At 59.5% G+C, this 16,041-nt stretch carries 21 protein-coding genes; all 21 read left to right on the forward strand.

The genetic code is table 11. The annotated features are described in order from the left end of the window. Position 1: 1 nt before the first annotated feature. Positions 2-859, forward strand: coding sequence for a peptide chain release factor N(5)-glutamine methyltransferase (gene prmC / locus FLZ89_RS07200; protein WP_172613487.1), 858 nt, complete (start codon positions 2-4; stop codon positions 857-859). Next, complete coding sequence (locus tag FLZ89_RS07205; RefSeq protein ID WP_141304689.1) at positions 813-1,961, forward strand: L-threonylcarbamoyladenylate synthase; 1,149 nt, start codon at positions 813-815, stop codon at positions 1,959-1,961. The genes prmC and FLZ89_RS07205 overlap by 47 nt, the downstream gene beginning before the upstream one ends. Before the next feature lie 14 nt (positions 1,962-1,975). Further along, positions 1,976-2,560 (forward strand): manganese efflux pump MntP, encoded by a 585-nt coding sequence (locus tag FLZ89_RS07210; protein ID WP_141263373.1) that lies wholly within the window; start codon positions 1,976-1,978, stop codon positions 2,558-2,560. 3 nt (positions 2,561-2,563) lie between these two features. Next, the gene (locus FLZ89_RS07215) at positions 2,564-3,127 is read left to right on the forward strand and encodes a low molecular weight protein arginine phosphatase (protein WP_141304690.1); all 564 of its coding nucleotides are present in this window, start codon (positions 2,564-2,566) and stop codon (positions 3,125-3,127) included. 137 nt (positions 3,128-3,264) lie between these two features. Beyond that, on the forward strand, positions 3,265-3,723 hold the full coding sequence (gene rpiB, locus FLZ89_RS07220; RefSeq protein ID WP_172613488.1) for a ribose 5-phosphate isomerase B: 459 nt from the start codon (positions 3,265-3,267) through the stop codon (positions 3,721-3,723). A 17-nt stretch (positions 3,724-3,740) separates the two neighbouring features. After that, the gene (locus tag FLZ89_RS07225; RefSeq protein ID WP_141304692.1) at positions 3,741-4,337 is read left to right on the forward strand and encodes a TIGR01440 family protein; all 597 of its coding nucleotides are present in this window, start codon (positions 3,741-3,743) and stop codon (positions 4,335-4,337) included. Positions 4,338-4,535: 198 nt separating this feature from the next. Next, positions 4,536-5,786, forward strand: a complete 1,251-nt coding sequence (gene glyA / locus FLZ89_RS07230; RefSeq protein WP_141304693.1) for a serine hydroxymethyltransferase — start codon at positions 4,536-4,538, stop codon at positions 5,784-5,786. Between the two features lie 170 nt (positions 5,787-5,956). After that, on the forward strand, positions 5,957-6,364 hold the full coding sequence (locus FLZ89_RS07235; RefSeq protein WP_141263364.1) for a deoxycytidylate deaminase: 408 nt from the start codon (positions 5,957-5,959) through the stop codon (positions 6,362-6,364). An 81-nt stretch (positions 6,365-6,445) separates the two neighbouring features. Beyond that, the gene (locus FLZ89_RS07240) at positions 6,446-6,754 is read left to right on the forward strand and encodes a MazG-like family protein (RefSeq protein WP_141263362.1); all 309 of its coding nucleotides are present in this window, start codon (positions 6,446-6,448) and stop codon (positions 6,752-6,754) included. A 38-nt stretch (positions 6,755-6,792) separates the two neighbouring features. Next, complete coding sequence (wecB, locus tag FLZ89_RS07245) at positions 6,793-7,950, forward strand: non-hydrolyzing UDP-N-acetylglucosamine 2-epimerase (protein WP_141263360.1); 1,158 nt, start codon at positions 6,793-6,795, stop codon at positions 7,948-7,950. A gap of 122 nt (positions 7,951-8,072) precedes the next feature. Continuing rightward, the gene (locus FLZ89_RS07250) at positions 8,073-8,345 is read left to right on the forward strand and encodes an AtpZ/AtpI family protein (RefSeq protein WP_141263359.1); all 273 of its coding nucleotides are present in this window, start codon (positions 8,073-8,075) and stop codon (positions 8,343-8,345) included. Then, complete coding sequence (locus tag FLZ89_RS07255) at positions 8,317-8,685, forward strand: hypothetical protein (protein ID WP_141263358.1); 369 nt, start codon at positions 8,317-8,319, stop codon at positions 8,683-8,685. Before FLZ89_RS07250 ends, FLZ89_RS07255 begins: the two co-directional genes overlap by 29 nt. 4 nt (positions 8,686-8,689) lie before the next feature. Next, positions 8,690-9,373: a F0F1 ATP synthase subunit A gene (atpB, locus tag FLZ89_RS07260; protein WP_172613489.1), complete on the forward strand. Its 684-nt coding sequence runs from the start codon at positions 8,690-8,692 to the stop codon at positions 9,371-9,373. Between the two features lie 67 nt (positions 9,374-9,440). Beyond that, positions 9,441-9,710, forward strand: coding sequence for an ATP synthase F0 subunit C (gene atpE, locus FLZ89_RS07265; protein WP_373995602.1), 270 nt, complete (start codon positions 9,441-9,443; stop codon positions 9,708-9,710). 84 nt (positions 9,711-9,794) lie between these two features. Beyond that, the gene (atpF, locus tag FLZ89_RS07270; RefSeq protein WP_141263353.1) at positions 9,795-10,301 is read left to right on the forward strand and encodes a F0F1 ATP synthase subunit B; all 507 of its coding nucleotides are present in this window, start codon (positions 9,795-9,797) and stop codon (positions 10,299-10,301) included. Continuing rightward, the gene (locus tag FLZ89_RS07275; protein WP_141304694.1) at positions 10,298-10,834 is read left to right on the forward strand and encodes a F0F1 ATP synthase subunit delta; all 537 of its coding nucleotides are present in this window, start codon (positions 10,298-10,300) and stop codon (positions 10,832-10,834) included. The genes atpF and FLZ89_RS07275 overlap by 4 nt, the downstream gene beginning before the upstream one ends. Positions 10,835-10,869: 35 nt before the next feature. Then, positions 10,870-12,393: a F0F1 ATP synthase subunit alpha gene (gene atpA / locus FLZ89_RS07280; RefSeq protein WP_141263350.1), complete on the forward strand. Its 1,524-nt coding sequence runs from the start codon at positions 10,870-10,872 to the stop codon at positions 12,391-12,393. 14 nt (positions 12,394-12,407) lie between these two features. After that, positions 12,408-13,256: an ATP synthase F1 subunit gamma gene (atpG, locus tag FLZ89_RS07285; protein ID WP_141304695.1), complete on the forward strand. Its 849-nt coding sequence runs from the start codon at positions 12,408-12,410 to the stop codon at positions 13,254-13,256. Between the two features lie 15 nt (positions 13,257-13,271). Further along, a complete protein-coding gene (gene atpD, locus FLZ89_RS07290; RefSeq protein WP_141263346.1) occupies positions 13,272-14,660 on the forward strand; it encodes a F0F1 ATP synthase subunit beta in 1,389 nt (462 codons plus the stop codon). Then, positions 14,661-15,065, forward strand: a complete 405-nt coding sequence (locus FLZ89_RS07295) for a F0F1 ATP synthase subunit epsilon (protein WP_141263344.1) — start codon at positions 14,661-14,663, stop codon at positions 15,063-15,065. It abuts the gene before it with no gap. 66 nt (positions 15,066-15,131) lie between these two features. Beyond that, positions 15,132-15,986: a YwmB family TATA-box binding protein gene (locus FLZ89_RS07300; RefSeq protein ID WP_141304696.1), complete on the forward strand. Its 855-nt coding sequence runs from the start codon at positions 15,132-15,134 to the stop codon at positions 15,984-15,986. Positions 15,987-16,041 lie beyond the last annotated feature (55 nt).

Consider the following 16,041-nt stretch of genomic DNA (forward strand, 5'->3'; position numbering starts at 1 on the left):
ATTGGCGTTGACCCTCCAGAAAGCCTTAAAAGAAGCAAGCCTGAAATTTGCGGCGGCAGGAATACCCCAGCCTCGCCTGGAGGCGGAAGTACTGCTCGGCTGGGCCGGACGGTATACCCGGCCCCAGCTCCTGGCCCGTCTGGAGGAGGAACTGGAGCCTGCCGTTGCGGCCAGGTTCTGGCCGGCCGTGGAGCGCCGGGTGGCCGGGTACCCCCTCCAGTACCTTACCGGCAGCCAGGAGTTCATGTCTCTGGAGTTTAAAGTTACCCCTGCGGTTTTAATCCCCCGCCGGGATACGGAAGTGGTGGTGGAAGCCGTTTTAGAGCGCCTTGACGCAAGGGGAAGTTCTGTTATTGCCGATTGCGGCACGGGCAGCGGGGCCATAGCTTTAAGCCTGGCCTACTACCTGCCCAACGCCAAAGTTTACGCCACTGATATAAGCCCGGCAGCCCTGGAAGTAGCCCGGCAGAATGCCCGCGCTTTAGGCCTGGCAGGCCGGGTTACTTTCCTGCAGGGCGATTTTTTGGCGCCCCTTAAGGGTTTAAAGTTAGACGCCCTGGTGGCCAACCCTCCCTACATACCTGCGGCCGAGCTGGACAGGCTGCCGCCGGAGGTCCGGGCCGAGCCGCGTCTGGCCCTGGACGGCGGCCCCGACGGTTTGCGCGCCTACCATGTCCTGTTACCCGGGGCACCGGAAGTTTTAAAGGCAGGAGGGCTCCTGGCCCTGGAAATAGGGTATAATCAAGGCAGGGCCGTCCTGGAGCTGGCAGCGTCCACCGGGGCTTACCGGGATATGGCGGTGTTACCCGATTATGGCGGCCGCGATCGTTGTTTCCTGGCCTATCGCCGGGAAGAATAATAACTGCGATAAATACATAGAGGTGAAATGGGTGGCTGTGGGTAAGCGAACGAAATACTTAAAAATAGACCCCCGCGTGCCGGAACTCCATAAAATTCGCCTGGCAGCCCGGATTCTTAACCGGGGCGGGGTGGTGGCCTTCCCCACGGAAACGGTCTACGGCCTGGGGGCCAATGCCCTGGACAGCCGGGCGGTGCGGCGTATTTTTCGCGCCAAGGGACGGCCGGCCGACAACCCCCTTATTGTCCATATTGCCAGTTTCCGGGATGTCCAGGACCTGGTGGCCTACCTGCCGCCGCGGGCGACCCTGCTCATGCAGCGCTTCTGGCCCGGGCCCCTGACCCTGGTCCTGCCGCGGGGCGACCTGATTCCGGATATCGTGACCGCCGGCCTGGATACGGTAGGCATCCGCATGCCTGCCCACCCGGTAGCCCAGGCCCTCATCCGGGTCGCCCGCCTGCCCATAGCCGCGCCCAGCGCCAATGTCTCCGGACGTCCCAGCCCTACCACCGGCCGGCACGTCCTTAAGGACCTGAGGGGCAAGATTGATGCCGTCGTCGATGGCGGGCCGGCTATCGTGGGGGTAGAATCAACGGTCCTGGACCTGACAACCCCGGTGCCCACCATTTTAAGACCGGGGGGAGTGACCTATGAGGAGCTCAAAGCCGTCCTCGGCGAAGTCGCCATTGATCCGGCCGTCCGCGGCAGCCAGGTAGCGCAGCCGCGCGCCCCGGGAATGAAGTACAAACACTATGCCCCGCGGGGCGAAGTTTTTGTCGTTACCGGTGAGCTGGAGCGGGTGACGGCCAAGATCCGCGCCCTGGTGGCAGCGTGGCAGCAAGGGGGGCGCCGGGTGGCCGTCCTGGCAACCCGAGAAACGGCCGCAGCCTACCAGCAGGACCCCCGGCCCGATTACCTGGAGGTCCTGGGCAGCCGCTCCCAGCCGGCTACCATTGCCGCCAATCTCTTCAACGCGCTGCGCAACTGCGACCGCCACCGGGCCGACATCATTCTGGCCGAAGCCATTGCCGAAGAAGGCCTGGGCCTGGCCATTATGAACCGCCTGCGCAAGTCAGCAGCCAACCGCATCATCCAGGCTTAAGTGGAGGTATTGACATGGAGCCTTTAGGTCTCATCCTGGTAGCCATGGCCCTGGGGACCGATGCCTTTTCCCTGGCTACCGGCCTGGCCCTGGGAGGCCTCCGGGGCCGGCAGGCCCTGCTCTTCGCCGGGACGGTGGGTGTTTTTCACATCATTATGCCCCTGACGGGGCTCTACCTGGGCCTGCTCCTGGGCCGGATCCTGGGGAAACTGGCGGCCATTATCGGCGCCCTGGTCCTGGCCGGCATAGGCGGGCTGATGCTCTGGGAGGCTGTTGCCTCCCCGAAAGAAGGCGGCGGTCTGGCCGGGCAGGTGCTGCGGGCCGTACCAGGCCAGGAGAGCGTGATCGGCGGCCTGATGGCCGTCCTGCTCATGGCCGGCAGCGTTAGCCTGGATGCCCTCAGCGTCGGCTTTGGCCTCGGCGCCATCAGCGTCAATATCCCTCTGACGGTCCTGACCATGGGCTTTATTGCCGGGACCATGACGGCCTTGGGGCTCCTGGCCGGCCGGCGCCTGGGCGCCTACCTGGGCAGCAGGGCCGAGATTGTCGGCGGCCTGATTCTGGTAGGTATCGGCTTAAAAATGTTGATGGGGGTATAGGATATGCCGGGTATTCTTTTTATTTGTACCGGTAACACCTGCCGCAGCAGCATGGCGGCGGCCATTGCCTCCCGCATAAAGGATGAACGGGGTTTAGATATTGCTATTGCCTCGGCCGGCCTGGCAGCCCGGGAGGGCGACCCGGCGACACCGGAAGCCATCCAGGCACTGGCGGCCATGGGCATTAATCTCCAGGATCACCGCGCCCGGCAGGTTACAGGGGCCTTGGTGGAAGACGCCGACCTGATTTTAACCATGACCAGGTCCCACAAGGAATTTCTCCTGCAGTTTTACCCGGCCGCCAGGGGCAAAACCTTTACCTTGAAGGAGTATGTCCGGAAAGGAGAAGAAAAGCCCTCCCGGGAGGAGCTGCGGGAAGAGGCGGGTGCAAAGGCGGCCGCAGGAGAACAGTCCGCTAGTGTTGATGACGATATTCCCGATCCCTTTGGCCGCCCCCTGGAAATTTACCAGGCTACTGCCAGGGAACTGGCCAGCCTTATAGGACAGGCCCTGGAGAAATATGCACAAGACACCCATGCCGCTAACCCGGCACCATCAGAAGGATGAAAATAACGGGCTGGCATTTGTTTGGAGCGAGCAAAAACAATGCCAGCCTGGAGACAAGTTATTTGCAGCAGGAATTATCGTTAACACGGCGAATAATTAAATAGTATTTAATCTTTACGGCAAGAGGTGCAGTTAAATTGCGCGTCGCCCTGGGTAGTGATCACGGCGGTTTTCACCTCAAGGCAGCAATTAAAGAGTACCTGGACCGGCAGGGTATTGCCAATCACGATTTCGGCACCTATGATGCCAGCGCGGTAGATTACCCTGACTATGCCCGTAAGGTGGCCGAAGCTGTGGCCAGCGGTGAATACGATCGGGGCATCCTCTGTTGCGGCACGGGGATCGGCGTCTGCATCGCGGCCAATAAAGTCCCCGGCATTCGCGCCGCCCTTTGCCACGATACCTTTTCAGCCCGGGCGGCGCGGGAACATAATGATGCCAATATCCTGACCATGGGAGAGCGGGTCATCGGTCCCGGCCTGGCCCTGGAAATTGTCGCCACCTGGCTGGCGGCCGGCTTCAGCGGCGGCCGTCATGCCCGCCGGGTGGCCAAAATTAGTGCCATAGAGGTCAGTTACCGCTGCCAGGAAAAGTAGGAGAAAGGACGGATAGAATGGCCGACTTAAGCGCCATTACAGCGGCGGTTAAAGCAGCTGCCATGGAACTTATTGAAGTTGCCGCTCTAAAGCCCGGCCAGATCCTGGTAGCCGGCTGCAGCACCAGTGAGATTACGGGCCAGAGGATTGGCACGGCCTCTTCCCTGGAAATCGGGCAGGCCGTGGTAGCGGGCCTGCTGCAGGCCACCAATGCCGCCCAGGTGTACCTGGCAGCCCAGTGCTGCGAGCATTTAAACAGGGCCCTGGTCATCGAGGCCGGCGCCGCCAGGCTTTACAACCTGCCGGTGGTAACAGTCGTTCCGGCGCCAAAGGCCGGCGGTTCTCTGGCTACGGCGGCTTTTTCCGCCCTGCACCGGCCGGTGGTGGTCGCCGGGCTCCAGGCCCATGCCGGCCTGGATATCGGCGCCACCCTCATCGGCATGCACCTGCGGCCGGTAGCCGTGCCCGTCCGCCTGCAGGTCAAAACCATCGGCAGCGCCCCCGTAACGGCGGCTCGGACGCGCCCACCCTTGATTGGTGGTGAACGGGCGGTATATGTATTTCAGAGGGAACAAGACCCTCATACCGCTAACCCGGCACCATCAGAAGGATGAAAATAACGGGATGGCATTTGTTTGGAGCGAGCAAAAACAATGCCAGCCTGGAGCGAAGTTATTTTCAGGGTGTTAAAAGGCAGGAGAAATAACCGGCTGCTGTAGCTTGAGGCGAGATAAGGATAAGGAGCCAGAACCAGGAAGTTAGAAGCTGGTAGAGGAAGAGTTTCCAGCAGCAAAAACAGGAGGGAAATTTTAATGAACTTAGAAACCGTAGCGCGGGTGGACCCGGAACTGGTTGAGGCCGTCAAGGGTGAGTTGCAACGCCAGCGTACCCACCTGGAACTCATCGCCTCGGAGAACTTTGTCAGCCGGGCCGTCATGGAAACCTACAGTTCGGTTCTGACCAATAAGTACGCCGAAGGTTACCCGGGCAAACGGTATTACGGCGGCTGCGAGTGGGTAGATGTGGTCGAAAACCTGGCCCGGGAACGGGCCAAAGTCCTCTTTGGCGCTGAACATGCCAACGTCCAGCCCCATTCCGGCAGCCAGGCCAATACAGCCGTCTACCTCGCCGTCCTAAAGCCGGGCGATAAAGCCCTGGGGATGAACCTGGCCCACGGCGGTCACCTGACTCACGGTAGCCCGGTCAGCATCTCCGGCCGGTATTATAATTTTTCCTTTTACGGCGTCAACCCCGATACCGGGCGGATTGATTACGATGAAGTGGCCCGGATAGCACGGGAAGTAAGGCCCAAGCTAATTGTCGCCGGGGCCAGCGCATACCCGCGGGTAATCGATTTTGCCCGTTTCCGGGAGATAGCCGACGAAGTCGGCGCCCTTCTCATGGTGGACATGGCCCATATTGCCGGCCTGGTGGCCGCCGGCATCCACCCCAGCCCCATACCTTACGCCCATTTTGTGACCACTACCACCCACAAGACCATGCGGGGGCCGCGGGGAGGTATTATTTTCACCACCCGGGAATACGCCAGGGAAATCGACAAGGCGGTCTTTCCAGGCATCCAGGGCGGGCCCCTGATGCACGTCATCGCCGCCAAGGCGGTGGCCTTGAAGGAAGCCATGCAGCCGGAATTCAAGCGCTACCAGGAAAGAATTGTCGCCAACGCCCGTACCCTGGCCGAAGCTTTGCAGGGTTACGGCTTTAACCTGGTATCCGGCGGTACCGACAACCACCTGATCCTTGTGGACCTGCGCAATAAAGGCGTTACCGGTCGCGAGGCCGAGGAAATCCTGGGTTCCGTGCAGATAACCGTCAATAAAAACGCTATTCCCTTCGACCCGGAAAAGCCCAGCGTAACCAGCGGCATCCGCCTGGGCACAGCCGCGCTGACCACGCGGGGTATGGATACCGACGCCATGCGGATGGTAGCCCGGGCTATAGACCTCGCCCTCTCCTACGGCTCTGATGCCAAGAAACTTGATGCAGCGCGAGGCATTGTCGCCGAACTCTGCCAGGCCTATCCCCTGTACCCGGAGCTTGATTGAGCTAAAAGGCCCGCTGGAGGTAAAAGTCCAGCGGGTTTGGCTTTAAAAAACTCTAGTAGCCAGGGAAAAATTATGCTAAAATAAGCCCGGGATACGCGCAATTTAATTTTTAATTTCGGCGGGTACGACCCGCTAAAATTTTACCTGTATTTTACGCCACAGGTGAGTTTATGCGTAAAGACTGGGATGAATACTTCCTGGATATCGCCTTCCAGGTGGCCAGCCGGAGCACCTGCAACCGGCGGGCCGTGGGTGCCCTGGTGGTCAAGGACAAGCGCATCAAAGGTACCGGTTACAATGGCGCCCCCCATGGCCTGCCCCACTGCCTGGATGTCGGCTGCCTCATGGATGGGGAGCACTGCCAGCGGACCATCCACGCCGAAATCAATGCCCTCCTGGAGTGTTCACCGGAAGAAAGGGCCGGGGCGACCATGTATGTGACCGATTATCCCTGCGAGAGGTGCGCCCTGATCATTATCCAGGCCGGGATTAAAAGGATTGTCTATGCCCGGCCCTACCCGGTCGCCCATAATTGGCTGCGGGAAGCCGGGCTGGAAATCGTTCACCTGCCCCGCTAGAGGGCAACAGCCGGCATTGTTTCTCCAGCGGCGAAGGTCGTAGGAGCTTTTAAGGAGCCTCTCCGGTTGGAGGGAAAAATTTTGCAGCAAAAGATTATCGCTTTACCCAAACTGGACAACCTGACACCCACCATGGAATCTACCGCTTTAAAACTTATGGAAGAAGCCGGAGAACTGGCCCAGGCTATCGGCAAGCTCCGGGGTTTAAGCGGCGAGGAGATCAAGATGGACCATAACGCCGTCCTGGCGGCCATTACCCGCGAGCTGCTGGACGTGGCCCAGACGGCCGTTTCCCTCATGTTTGTCCTGGAAGACCAGTACGGCGTCGACATCCAGCAGGCCCTGGAGGAGCACATCAATAAACTCCGGGCGAAAAAGTATCTAAAGTAAAGGAGGCCCTTTTTAAGGGTTTACGGAGGAAACTTTTCATGCCGCCCTTAAAGGTCTTAACTGTCTTTGGCACCCGTCCCGAGGCCATCAAAATGGCCCCGGTCGTAAAAGAACTAAACCGTTATCCGGAAGAATTCAACTGCCAGGTGGCCGTCACGGCCCAGCACCGGGAAATGCTGGATCAGGTCCTCCAACTGTTCCAGATCCAGCCCGGCTATGACCTGGATATCATGCGGCCCCGGCAGACCCTGGAAGAAGTGACTACCAGAGCTTTAAACGGCCTTTCCGGGGTTTTAAAAACCTCCCGACCGGACGTGGTCCTGGTTCACGGGGACACCACCACCACCTTCGTAGCGGCCCTGGCTGCCTTTTACCAGCAAATTCCTGTCGGCCATGTAGAAGCCGGCTTAAGGACTGGTGACCGCTACGCCCCGTTCCCGGAGGAGATGAACCGCCGCCTGGCCGGAGCCCTGGCCGACATTCATTTTGCCCCCACGGCCACTGCCCGGGACAACCTTTTGCGGGAAGGTGTACCGGCGGAGCATATCTACGTCACCGGTAATACCGTTATCGATGCCTTGAAGGCTACCGTCCGCCCCGGATACTGCTTCAGCGATCCCCGCCTGCAAGAGCTGGATATGGAGAGGTGGCGGGTCGTTCTGGTAACAGCCCACCGCCGGGAAAACTGGGGCGAGCCCATGCGGGAAATATTCAGCGCCTTGCGGGACCTGGTAAAGCGCTATAGCGATATTGCCGTCGTTTTCCCCGTTCACTACAACCCCCGTGTCCGCGAGCTGGCCGGAGAAATCCTCGGTAACCGGGAGCGTATTTACTTGATCGACCCCCTGGACTACGAGCCCTTTGTCAACCTTATGGCCCGTTCCTACCTGGTGTTGACAGACTCCGGTGGCCTCCAGGAAGAAGCGCCGGCCCTCGGCAAACCGGTGCTGGTCCTGCGGGAAGTCACCGAACGCCCGGAAGCCGTTGCTGCCGGTACCGTACGCCTGGTGGGCACGGGCTACCACGAGATCCTGGCAGCGGCCGGCGAACTCCTGGAAGACCGGCAGGCTTACCTGCGCATGGCCCATGCTGTCAACCCCTATGGAGACGGCCAGGCTTCACGGCGTATCCGCGGCGCCCTGCGTCATTATTTTGGCCTGACAATTGCTAGGCCACAGGAATTTACGCCCGCATAAAGTTTCCCTATGTGTTGGATTAAAAAATAAACATCTTTGCGGCAGGAATTTCATTGACAAAAGAGAATACTTTTTAACACTGGCAGGGTATAAAAATTTCCTCCAGGTACAATTTAACATCAATGGCAGCCAAGAAACGTCACTACTGGGATTACGCGAGATTTGCCAATATGGCCTTTTCCTTCGGAGTTACCATGATTGCCGCCATCCTCCTCGGCCTTTATGGCGGGGCATGGCTGGACCGGCGGTTGGGTACGTCACCCCTTTTCATGCTGGCCGGCGTTTTTCTGGGGGTAGGGGTGGGATTTCGCTCTATCTTAAGCGAATTGCGTATCCTGGAAAAGGAAGCACCAAAGATTAAAACCAATGATCAAGATAAAACTCACCCGGACTGAAAAAGGGATGCTGGCCCTGGCTGCCCTGGCAGCAGTAGCTGGCCTGGGAGGCGGTTATTATGCCTTTGTAGCGGGCCTGGGGGTAGCTTTGCCTGTCTCCCTGGGGTTGTTCCGCTGGCAGCTGGGAGCCGTCGCCAACCTGGACAACCTGCCGCCCCAGAAGGCCTTTAATCGTTTCTTTGGCCGTTCCCTCATGCGATCCTCCCTGGCCCTGGCCCTTCTGGGTCTGGCCCTGGCCGGGGGGATAGAATTTCTTTTTGGTGTGTTTGCAGGGCTGCTCCTTCAGGTCCTGGTCTACATGGGCGAGGCCATTCTCATTATCCTGGGAAAGGAGGGATAGAATAATGGGACTGCGAGCCTTAGGGGAGATAATGGCCCATGTCCGGCCCCATGAAGTATTTTACCTGGGGCCCATCCCGGTCTACTCCACGGTGGTCAACACCTGGATTGTCATGGCTCTCTTATTCCTGGGGGTTTTCCTGGCAAGCCGGAAATTAAACTTTATCCCCCGGGGTATCCAGCACATTTTTGAGCTGCTCCTGGAATTTTTCTATGGCCTCCTGGAGGAAACCATGGGCAAGGAAGGCCGGCGCTACCTGCCTCTGGTAGCCACCCTGTTTATTTTCATCCTGAGCCTCAATCTTTCCTGGTTTATCCCCGGGATGAAGCCCCCGACCATGGACCTTTCCACTACGGCGGCCTTTGCTGTGACTACCATTATCCTGGTCCAGCTTATCGGCATCCGGAAAAGGGGCCTGGTGGGCTACATCAAGCACTTTTTCCAGCCGGTGCCCTTTCTCTTTCCCCTGAATGTAATTGAGGAGCTGGTCAAGCCGGTGTCCCTTTCCTTACGTCTATTCGGCAATATGTTCGGGGAAGAGATGGTGGTAACCATCCTGTTTATCATGCTGCCCTTTTTATTACCGACGCCCATTATGATCCTGGGCGTCCTCATGGGCTTGATCCAGGCCTTTGTTTTTACCCTGCTTACAGTTACTTATATCGCTAACTTTATTCACGGGCATTAAAGGAGCCGCACTTACGGGATTAGTTCCCGGGGAATGAACGGAAATTAGTGGCTGGCTAACCACCAACATGGCCAGCCCACAAAGGAAGCCATTTTTAGAGGAGGATATGCACATGACAGCACTAGGTTTTATCGGCGTCGGTCTGGCCATTGGCCTGGCAGCACTGGGTTCGGGCCTCGGCCAGGGTTTTGCTTCCCGCGGAGCGATGGAAGGTATCGCTCGTCAGCCCGAGGCCAGCGGCAACATCCGTACCACCCTGCTCCTGGCCCTGGCCTTTATGGAAGCGCTGACGCTCTTTTCCTTCGTTATAGCCATCCTCATGTGGACCAAGCTCTAAAATACCTACGGGCGAGTAAGGCGGTTAAAACCGTCTTATTCGCCCCTGACCTGTTTTTGGGAACAGTGAAAGGGGGGTGGCCACGTGCAGGGCATCTTTCAGGCCCTGAATTTAAGCGGTTGGACCTTTTTGTTCCAGGTCATCAACCTCCTGGTAGTCATGGGGGTTCTTTATATTCTCCTTTACAAACCCCTGGGCAAGATCCTGGCCGACCGCGAGGCGAAAATTGAGGGCAATTTAAGGGACGCGGCGACGGCCAAAGAGAAGGCGGAACAGATGCTCGCCGAGTATCAGCAGCAGCTCCGCGGCGCCCGCCAGGAAGCCCAGGCGATATTGGACCGGGCTAACAGGATGGCCGAAGAGACGCGGGCGGAGATAGTTGCCAAGGCCAAAGAGGAAGCCAGCCGCGCGCTGGAACAGGCACGAGCCGAGATTGAAGGCGAAAAGAGCAAGGCCCTGGCCGCTATCCGCAATGAAGCAGCGACCCTGGCCGTCCTGGCGGCGGGAAAGGTTTTAGGGCGCACCTTAACCCCTGACGACCAGGAACGCCTGGCCCGGGAAGCGCTGGCTGAGGTGGAGCGATTGCAATGAGCAGCCAGACCATCGCCAGGCGCTATTCCCGCGCCCTCTATGAAGTTGCCCGGCAGAAGGGCGCCACGGAAGGCTTTGCCGCCGTCCTGGAAGCAGCCGGCCGGGCCCTGGTAGAGAACCCTGAACTGCGCCGTGTCCTTTATCACCAGCTCATTCCCGTCCGGGAGAAGCAAAGAATAATGGATACCCTCTTCCCGGACGTCGACCCGTTGTTAAAGAACTTTTTCCACCTGGTCATGGCTAAAGGCCGGGAGCGGGCCCTGCCGGAGATAGCGGCCCAATTCCGGCGCATGGTTGACCGGGAAAACAGGGTGCTGCCGGTGGAAGTGCAGGCAGCAGCACCTCTTTCTGAGGAGATCACCGCCGCTCTGAAAGAAAGGCTGGCCCGGATAACGGGACAAAACGTCCGCCTGCAAACCAGAGTGGATCCGTCCCTCCTGGGCGGGATGGTCATCCGCCTGGGGGACAGAGTCCTGGACGCCAGCCTGAAGAAAAAGCTGGAACTTTTGGGCGAGCACTTGAAGGGCGCATAAACAAAACCAGACGTGCAAAGGGGTGAAAAACAGTCTTGAGCATCCGGCCCGATGAAATAACCAGTATTCTCAAGAACCAGATCGAACAGTACCAGCTGGAAGTAGAAGTGGCCGATACGGGGATCATCACCCAGGTGGGTGACGGCATCGCCCGCATCTACGGCCTGGAGCGGGCCATGGCCGGCGAGTTGCTGGAGTTTCCCGGCAATGTCTACGGCATGGTCCTGAACCTGGAAGAAGACAACGTCGGCGCCGTGGTCCTGGGCCCCTACACCCACATCAAAGAAGGAGACCAGGTCAAGCGCACCGGGCGCATTGTTGAAGTACCGGTAGGGGAAGCTCTAATCGGCCGGGTAGTCAACGCCATGGGCCAGCCCATTGACGGCAAGGGGCCCATCAAGACGGAAAAGTTCCGGCCGGTAGAATCACCGGCGCCGGGCGTTGTCTACCGCCAGCCGGTGAATACCCCCCTCCAGACAGGCTTGAAAGCCATAGATTCCATGATCCCCATCGGCCGCGGCCAGCGGGAATTGATTATCGGCGACCGGCAGACGGGCAAGACGGCCATCGCCGTGGACACCATCATCAATCAAAAAGGGCAAAATGTCATCTGCATCTATGTGGCCATAGGCCAGAAGGCTTCCACCGTGGCGGGCGTTGTCCAGCGCCTGGAGGAAGCCGGGGCCATGGAATATACCATTGTCGTTTCGGCAACGGCCAGCGAGCCGGCGCCCATGCTCTACATCGCCCCCTATGCCGGCTGCGCCATGGGCGAGTATTTCATGTACGAGCAGCACCGGGACGTCCTCTGCATCTATGACGACCTGTCCAAGCACGCCGCCGCCTACCGTGAACTTTCCCTGCTGCTAAGGCGGCCGCCGGGACGAGAGGCCTATCCGGGCGACGTTTTCTACCTCCATTCCCGCCTGCTGGAACGGGCGGCCCGTCTGAACGACGCCCTGGGGGGCGGTTCCCTGACGGCCCTGCCCGTTATTGAAACCCAGGCCGGAGACGTGTCGGCCTATATCCCCACCAACGTCATTTCCATCACCGACGGCCAGATCTACCTGGAGTCCGACCTTTTCTACGCCGGCCAGCGCCCGGCCGTCAACGTGGGCCTGTCGGTATCCCGGGTAGGGGGCGCAGCCCAGATCAAGGCCATGAAACAGGTGGCCGGCCGCCTGCGCCTGGACCTGGCCCAGTACCGCGAGCTGGCGGCCTTCGCCCAGTTCGGCTCCGACCTGGACAAGACGACCCAGGCGAGGCTCGCCCGCGGCGAGCGCATGATGGAGATTTTAAAACAGGACCAGTACCAGCCCATGCCGGTGGAAGAGCAGGTAGCGGTCCTCTACGCGGCCGTTAACGGTTTCCTGGATGACCTGCCGGTAGAAAGGGTGCGGCCCTTTGAAAGGGAATTCTTACGCTTCCTGCACAGCGTGCGCCCGGAAGTTTTGGCCGGTATCCGGGAAAAACGCGAACTCGACGACAATCTTCAGGAGCAGCTGAAGAAGAGCATAGAAGAATTCAAGAGCAGCTTCACCGCTGCCGGGAAAGCATAAGGTGGTGAGCCGGCATGCCCAATATGCGTGACCTGAAGCGCCGTATCCGCAGTATCAGGAGCACTCAGCACATCACCCGGGCCATGAAAATGGTGGCGGCGGCCAAACTGCGCAAGGCCCAGGCCCAGGTCACGGCAGCCCGGCCCTACGCCGAGAAACTTGAGGAAGTCATCGGCCGCCTGATCGGCGCCGTGGATCCGGAGACCCAGCCCCTGGCGGCAACCCGGGAAATCAAAAAAGCCGGCTACGTGCTGATTACCGGTGACCGGGGCCTGGCCGGCGGCTATAATGCCAACCTCATCCGCATGGCGGAAGAACGCCTGCAGGCGGAAGAACGCCCGGTGGCCCTGGTGACTGTAGGCCGGAAAGGAAGGGATTATTTCCGCCGCCGCCGGGTGGAGATAGTCCGGTCCTTTACCGATATCGGCGATGAACCGGACCTCATCCAGGCCCGCGAGCTGGCCCGCCAGCTGGTAAATCTGTACCTGGAGGGAACCGTGGATGAGGTAAACCTCATCTATACCCGTTTTTACTCCGCCCTCCGCCAGGTACCCCGGATCGACCGCCTCCTGCCCATCAAAGCCGGCGCGACCGGGGAGGACAGCGGGGATTATATCTATGAACCTTCTCCCGCCGAGGTCTTAAAGGCCCTGCTACCCCGTTACTGCGAGATCAAGGTCTACCAGGCCCTCTTGGAGGCCAAGGCCAGTGAGCATGGAGCCAGGATGACGGCCATGGATAACGCCACCGAGAATGCAGCCGAAATGATCGATAAATTAACCCTATCCTTCAACCGCGCCCGCCAGGCGGCCATTACCATGGAGATCGTGGAGGTTGTGGCCGGCGCCGACGCCCTGAAGTAAAGGAGGGGATATGGATTGAACGAGGGACAGGTAGTACAGGTAATCGGCCCGGTAGTTGACGTGGAATTTGCCAGCGACCAGCTGCCCGACCTTTATAACGCCATTACCATCAAGAATGATAACATCAATATCACTATGGAAGCCATGCAGCACCTGGGCAACAATACCGTGCGCTGTGTGGCCCTGTCTTCCACCGACGGCCTGCAGCGGGGGATGAAGGCCGTGGATACCGGCGCCCCCATCACCATACCGGTAGGCCGGGCGACGTTAGGCCGGCTGTTTAACGTCCTGGGAGAACCTATTGATAACCAGGGCCCGGTAGAGGCCACAGAACGGCTGCCCATCCACCGGCCGGCACCATCTTTCGAGGAACAGCAGCCGTCGACGGAAATCCTGGAGACAGGCATTAAAGTAGTTGACCTGCTGGCCCCCTACGCCAAGGGAGGTAAAATCGGCCTTTTCGGCGGTGCCGGCGTGGGCAAGACGGTCCTCATCATGGAACTCATCCGCAATATTGCCTACGAGCACGGCGGTTTTTCCGTCTTTGCCGGTGTCGGCGAGCGTACCCGTGAAGGCAACGACCTCTACCTGGAAATGAAGGAATCCGGGGTCATTGAGAAAACGGCCCTGGTCTTCGGCCAGATGAACGAGCCCCCGGGAGCACGCCTGCGGGTGGGCCTGACGGGCCTGACCATGGCCGAGTATTTCCGGGACGCGGAAGGACAGGACGTCCTCCTTTTCATCGATAATATTTTCCGCTTTGTCCAGGCCGGTTCCGAAGTATCGGCTCTCCTGGGACGCATGCCTTCGGCCGTGGGTTACCAGCCCACCCTGGCCACGGAAATGGGCGCCCTGCAGGAGCGCATTACTTCCACCAAAAAGGGTTCCATAACCTCCGTCCAGGCCATTTACGTCCCGGCCGACGACCTGACCGACCCGGCCCCGGCGACTACCTTTGCCCACCTGGACGCTACCACGGTGCTTTCCCGGCAGATCGCCGAGCTGGGCATCTATCCGGCTGTGGATCCTCTGGATTCCACTTCCCGCATCCTCGACCCCAGGATCGTGGGCGAGGAGCACTACCAGGTGGCCCGGGGCGTGCAGCGCATTCTGCAGCGCTACAAGGAACTCCAGGACATCATCGCCATCCTGGGCATGGATGAACTCTCGGAAGACGACAAGCTGATCGTGGCCCGGGCGCGTAAAGTGCAGCGCTTCCTCTCCCAGCCCTTCCACGTGGCGGAGGCCTTTACCGGCCAGCCCGGCGTCTACGTGCCTTTAAAAGAAACCGTCCGCGGCTTCAAGGAGATCCTGGAGGGTCGTCACGACAACTTGCCCGAACAGGCCTTCTATATGGTCGGCACCATTGACGAAGCCGTAAAGAAGGGGCAGGAGATGATGTAAATGGCCCCTTTGAAATTGGAGGTTATTACTCCCGAGAGGGTGACCTTAAAGACGGAGGCTGAAGGCGTTATCGCGCCGGGCATCCTGGGCTACCTGGGCATTTTGCCCGGCCATGCTCCCCTCATTACCCCCCTTAAGGCCGGGGTGGTAACCTATCGCCAGCAAGGCGGCGGGGAGGAGCGCCTGGCTGTATCGGGCGGTTTCCTGGAAGCCGGACCGGAGCATGTGGTCATCCTGGCGGATACGGCGGAAAAAGCCGCCGAAATCGACGTAGAGCGGGCGCGCCAGGCGAAAGCGAGGGCGGAAAAGCGCCTCCGGGAACGGCCGCCCGGCCTGGATGTGGCCCGGGCCGAGGCCGCCCTGCAGCGGGCTACGGCTCGCCTCAAGGCCGCGGGCGCCCTGTGATAGTTTATTCCCCTGGCCCCCTGGCAAGAATAGGTATGAACCTATTTCTGCAAGGGGGCATTTAATTTGCGCCGGTTTTTATTTAATTCTCTGCCTTTTCAATTCAAGATCGTCCTGCTAATACTTTTCCTCGTGAGCTTCATCGGGGGTCTGGCCCTGGCCGGGCATCTGTTATTACCGGGGCCGCGGCAACTCTTCGCTGCAGGTAAAAACGCTACCAGTATCAGCCGGGCTGTGGACGGGAAGGACCAGGCACCTCACCTTTTGTTTAACGCCTTTATCGCCGGCGGAGCCCGTCTGGATACCATGGCCCTGGAAGCATGGGGCAGCCTCAATTCTACTTTTATGGACAGCGAGGCCCTCGGCGAGATGGCCGGACGGACGGCAGCCGCCCTGGGGCTGGAGAAAACAACAAGTTTTACCAGGCAGGATGACGCCGGTTTCCACGCCCTGTACTGGGAAGGGGAAATCCAGCCGGGGGTGGCCCTGTTTTTTTCTCTCCAGAGCCTGGCCGGAACGGGGGAGGGGGGCGAGACCTACCTCCTCATCAACGTAGAAGGCCGGCCCCGGCAGGGTGAAGGGGAGATGCTGGCCTGGCAGGAAAGGGTGAAGGCGGCCTTCCGCTCCTGGCAGGTGGAGCCCCACCTTACCTACACCCTGACCGGCGTTATTCCCGGGAAACTTTCACCAGCGGAAAGGGAGCAGCGGGCCAGGGCCGTCCTGGAAGCCCTTAAGGCTGAAAGGGTAGAGGGCGTGGAAGATGAGGAACTCCTCTCCATCAGCGCCTATTCCCCCCGGTTACCACGTTCCCTGGAAGTTGCCGGTCGTCCGGTAAACGCTAACGTGGCCCTGCGTTACCACGCCACCGACGGCAACACCTATATGCATTTAGGATCTCCCCTTTTAGGTGGCGAGTATTAGCCAGTATATGTTATAATAAAATTTAAATAAGCTTCATATCCGAAGGGGCTAAGGG

Source organism: Moorella sp. E306M (genome assembly GCF_006538385.1).
Lineage (GTDB): Bacteria > Bacillota > DSM-521 > Neomoorellales > Neomoorellaceae > Neomoorella.

Bases quoted from the DNA above. Each gene is read 5' to 3' on its own strand.
- FLZ89_RS07255 (WP_141263358.1), top strand. From the start codon at position 8,317: ATGATCAAGATAAAACTCACCCGGACTGAAAAAGGGATGCTGGCCCTG.
- atpB (WP_172613489.1), top strand. From the start codon at position 8,690: ATGGGACTGCGAGCCTTAGGGGAGATAATGGCCCATGTCCGGCCCCAT.
- FLZ89_RS07205 (WP_141304689.1), top strand. From the start codon at position 813: ATGGCGGCCGCGATCGTTGTTTCCTGGCCTATCGCCGGGAAGAATAAT.
- FLZ89_RS07275 (WP_141304694.1), top strand. From the start codon at position 10,298: ATGAGCAGCCAGACCATCGCCAGGCGCTATTCCCGCGCCCTCTATGAA.
- FLZ89_RS07295 (WP_141263344.1), top strand. From the start codon at position 14,661: ATGGCCCCTTTGAAATTGGAGGTTATTACTCCCGAGAGGGTGACCTTA.
- wecB (WP_141263360.1), top strand. From the start codon at position 6,793: ATGCCGCCCTTAAAGGTCTTAACTGTCTTTGGCACCCGTCCCGAGGCC.
- FLZ89_RS07210 (WP_141263373.1), top strand. From the start codon at position 1,976: ATGGAGCCTTTAGGTCTCATCCTGGTAGCCATGGCCCTGGGGACCGAT.
- atpE (WP_373995602.1), top strand. From the start codon at position 9,441: ATGGCCAGCCCACAAAGGAAGCCATTTTTAGAGGAGGATATGCACATG.
- FLZ89_RS07215 (WP_141304690.1), top strand. From the start codon at position 2,564: ATGCCGGGTATTCTTTTTATTTGTACCGGTAACACCTGCCGCAGCAGC.
- glyA (WP_141304693.1), top strand. From the start codon at position 4,536: ATGAACTTAGAAACCGTAGCGCGGGTGGACCCGGAACTGGTTGAGGCC.
- FLZ89_RS07225 (WP_141304692.1), top strand. From the start codon at position 3,741: ATGGCCGACTTAAGCGCCATTACAGCGGCGGTTAAAGCAGCTGCCATG.
- atpG (WP_141304695.1), top strand. From the start codon at position 12,408: ATGCCCAATATGCGTGACCTGAAGCGCCGTATCCGCAGTATCAGGAGC.
- FLZ89_RS07235 (WP_141263364.1), top strand. From the start codon at position 5,957: ATGCGTAAAGACTGGGATGAATACTTCCTGGATATCGCCTTCCAGGTG.
- FLZ89_RS07250 (WP_141263359.1), top strand. From the start codon at position 8,073: ATGGCAGCCAAGAAACGTCACTACTGGGATTACGCGAGATTTGCCAAT.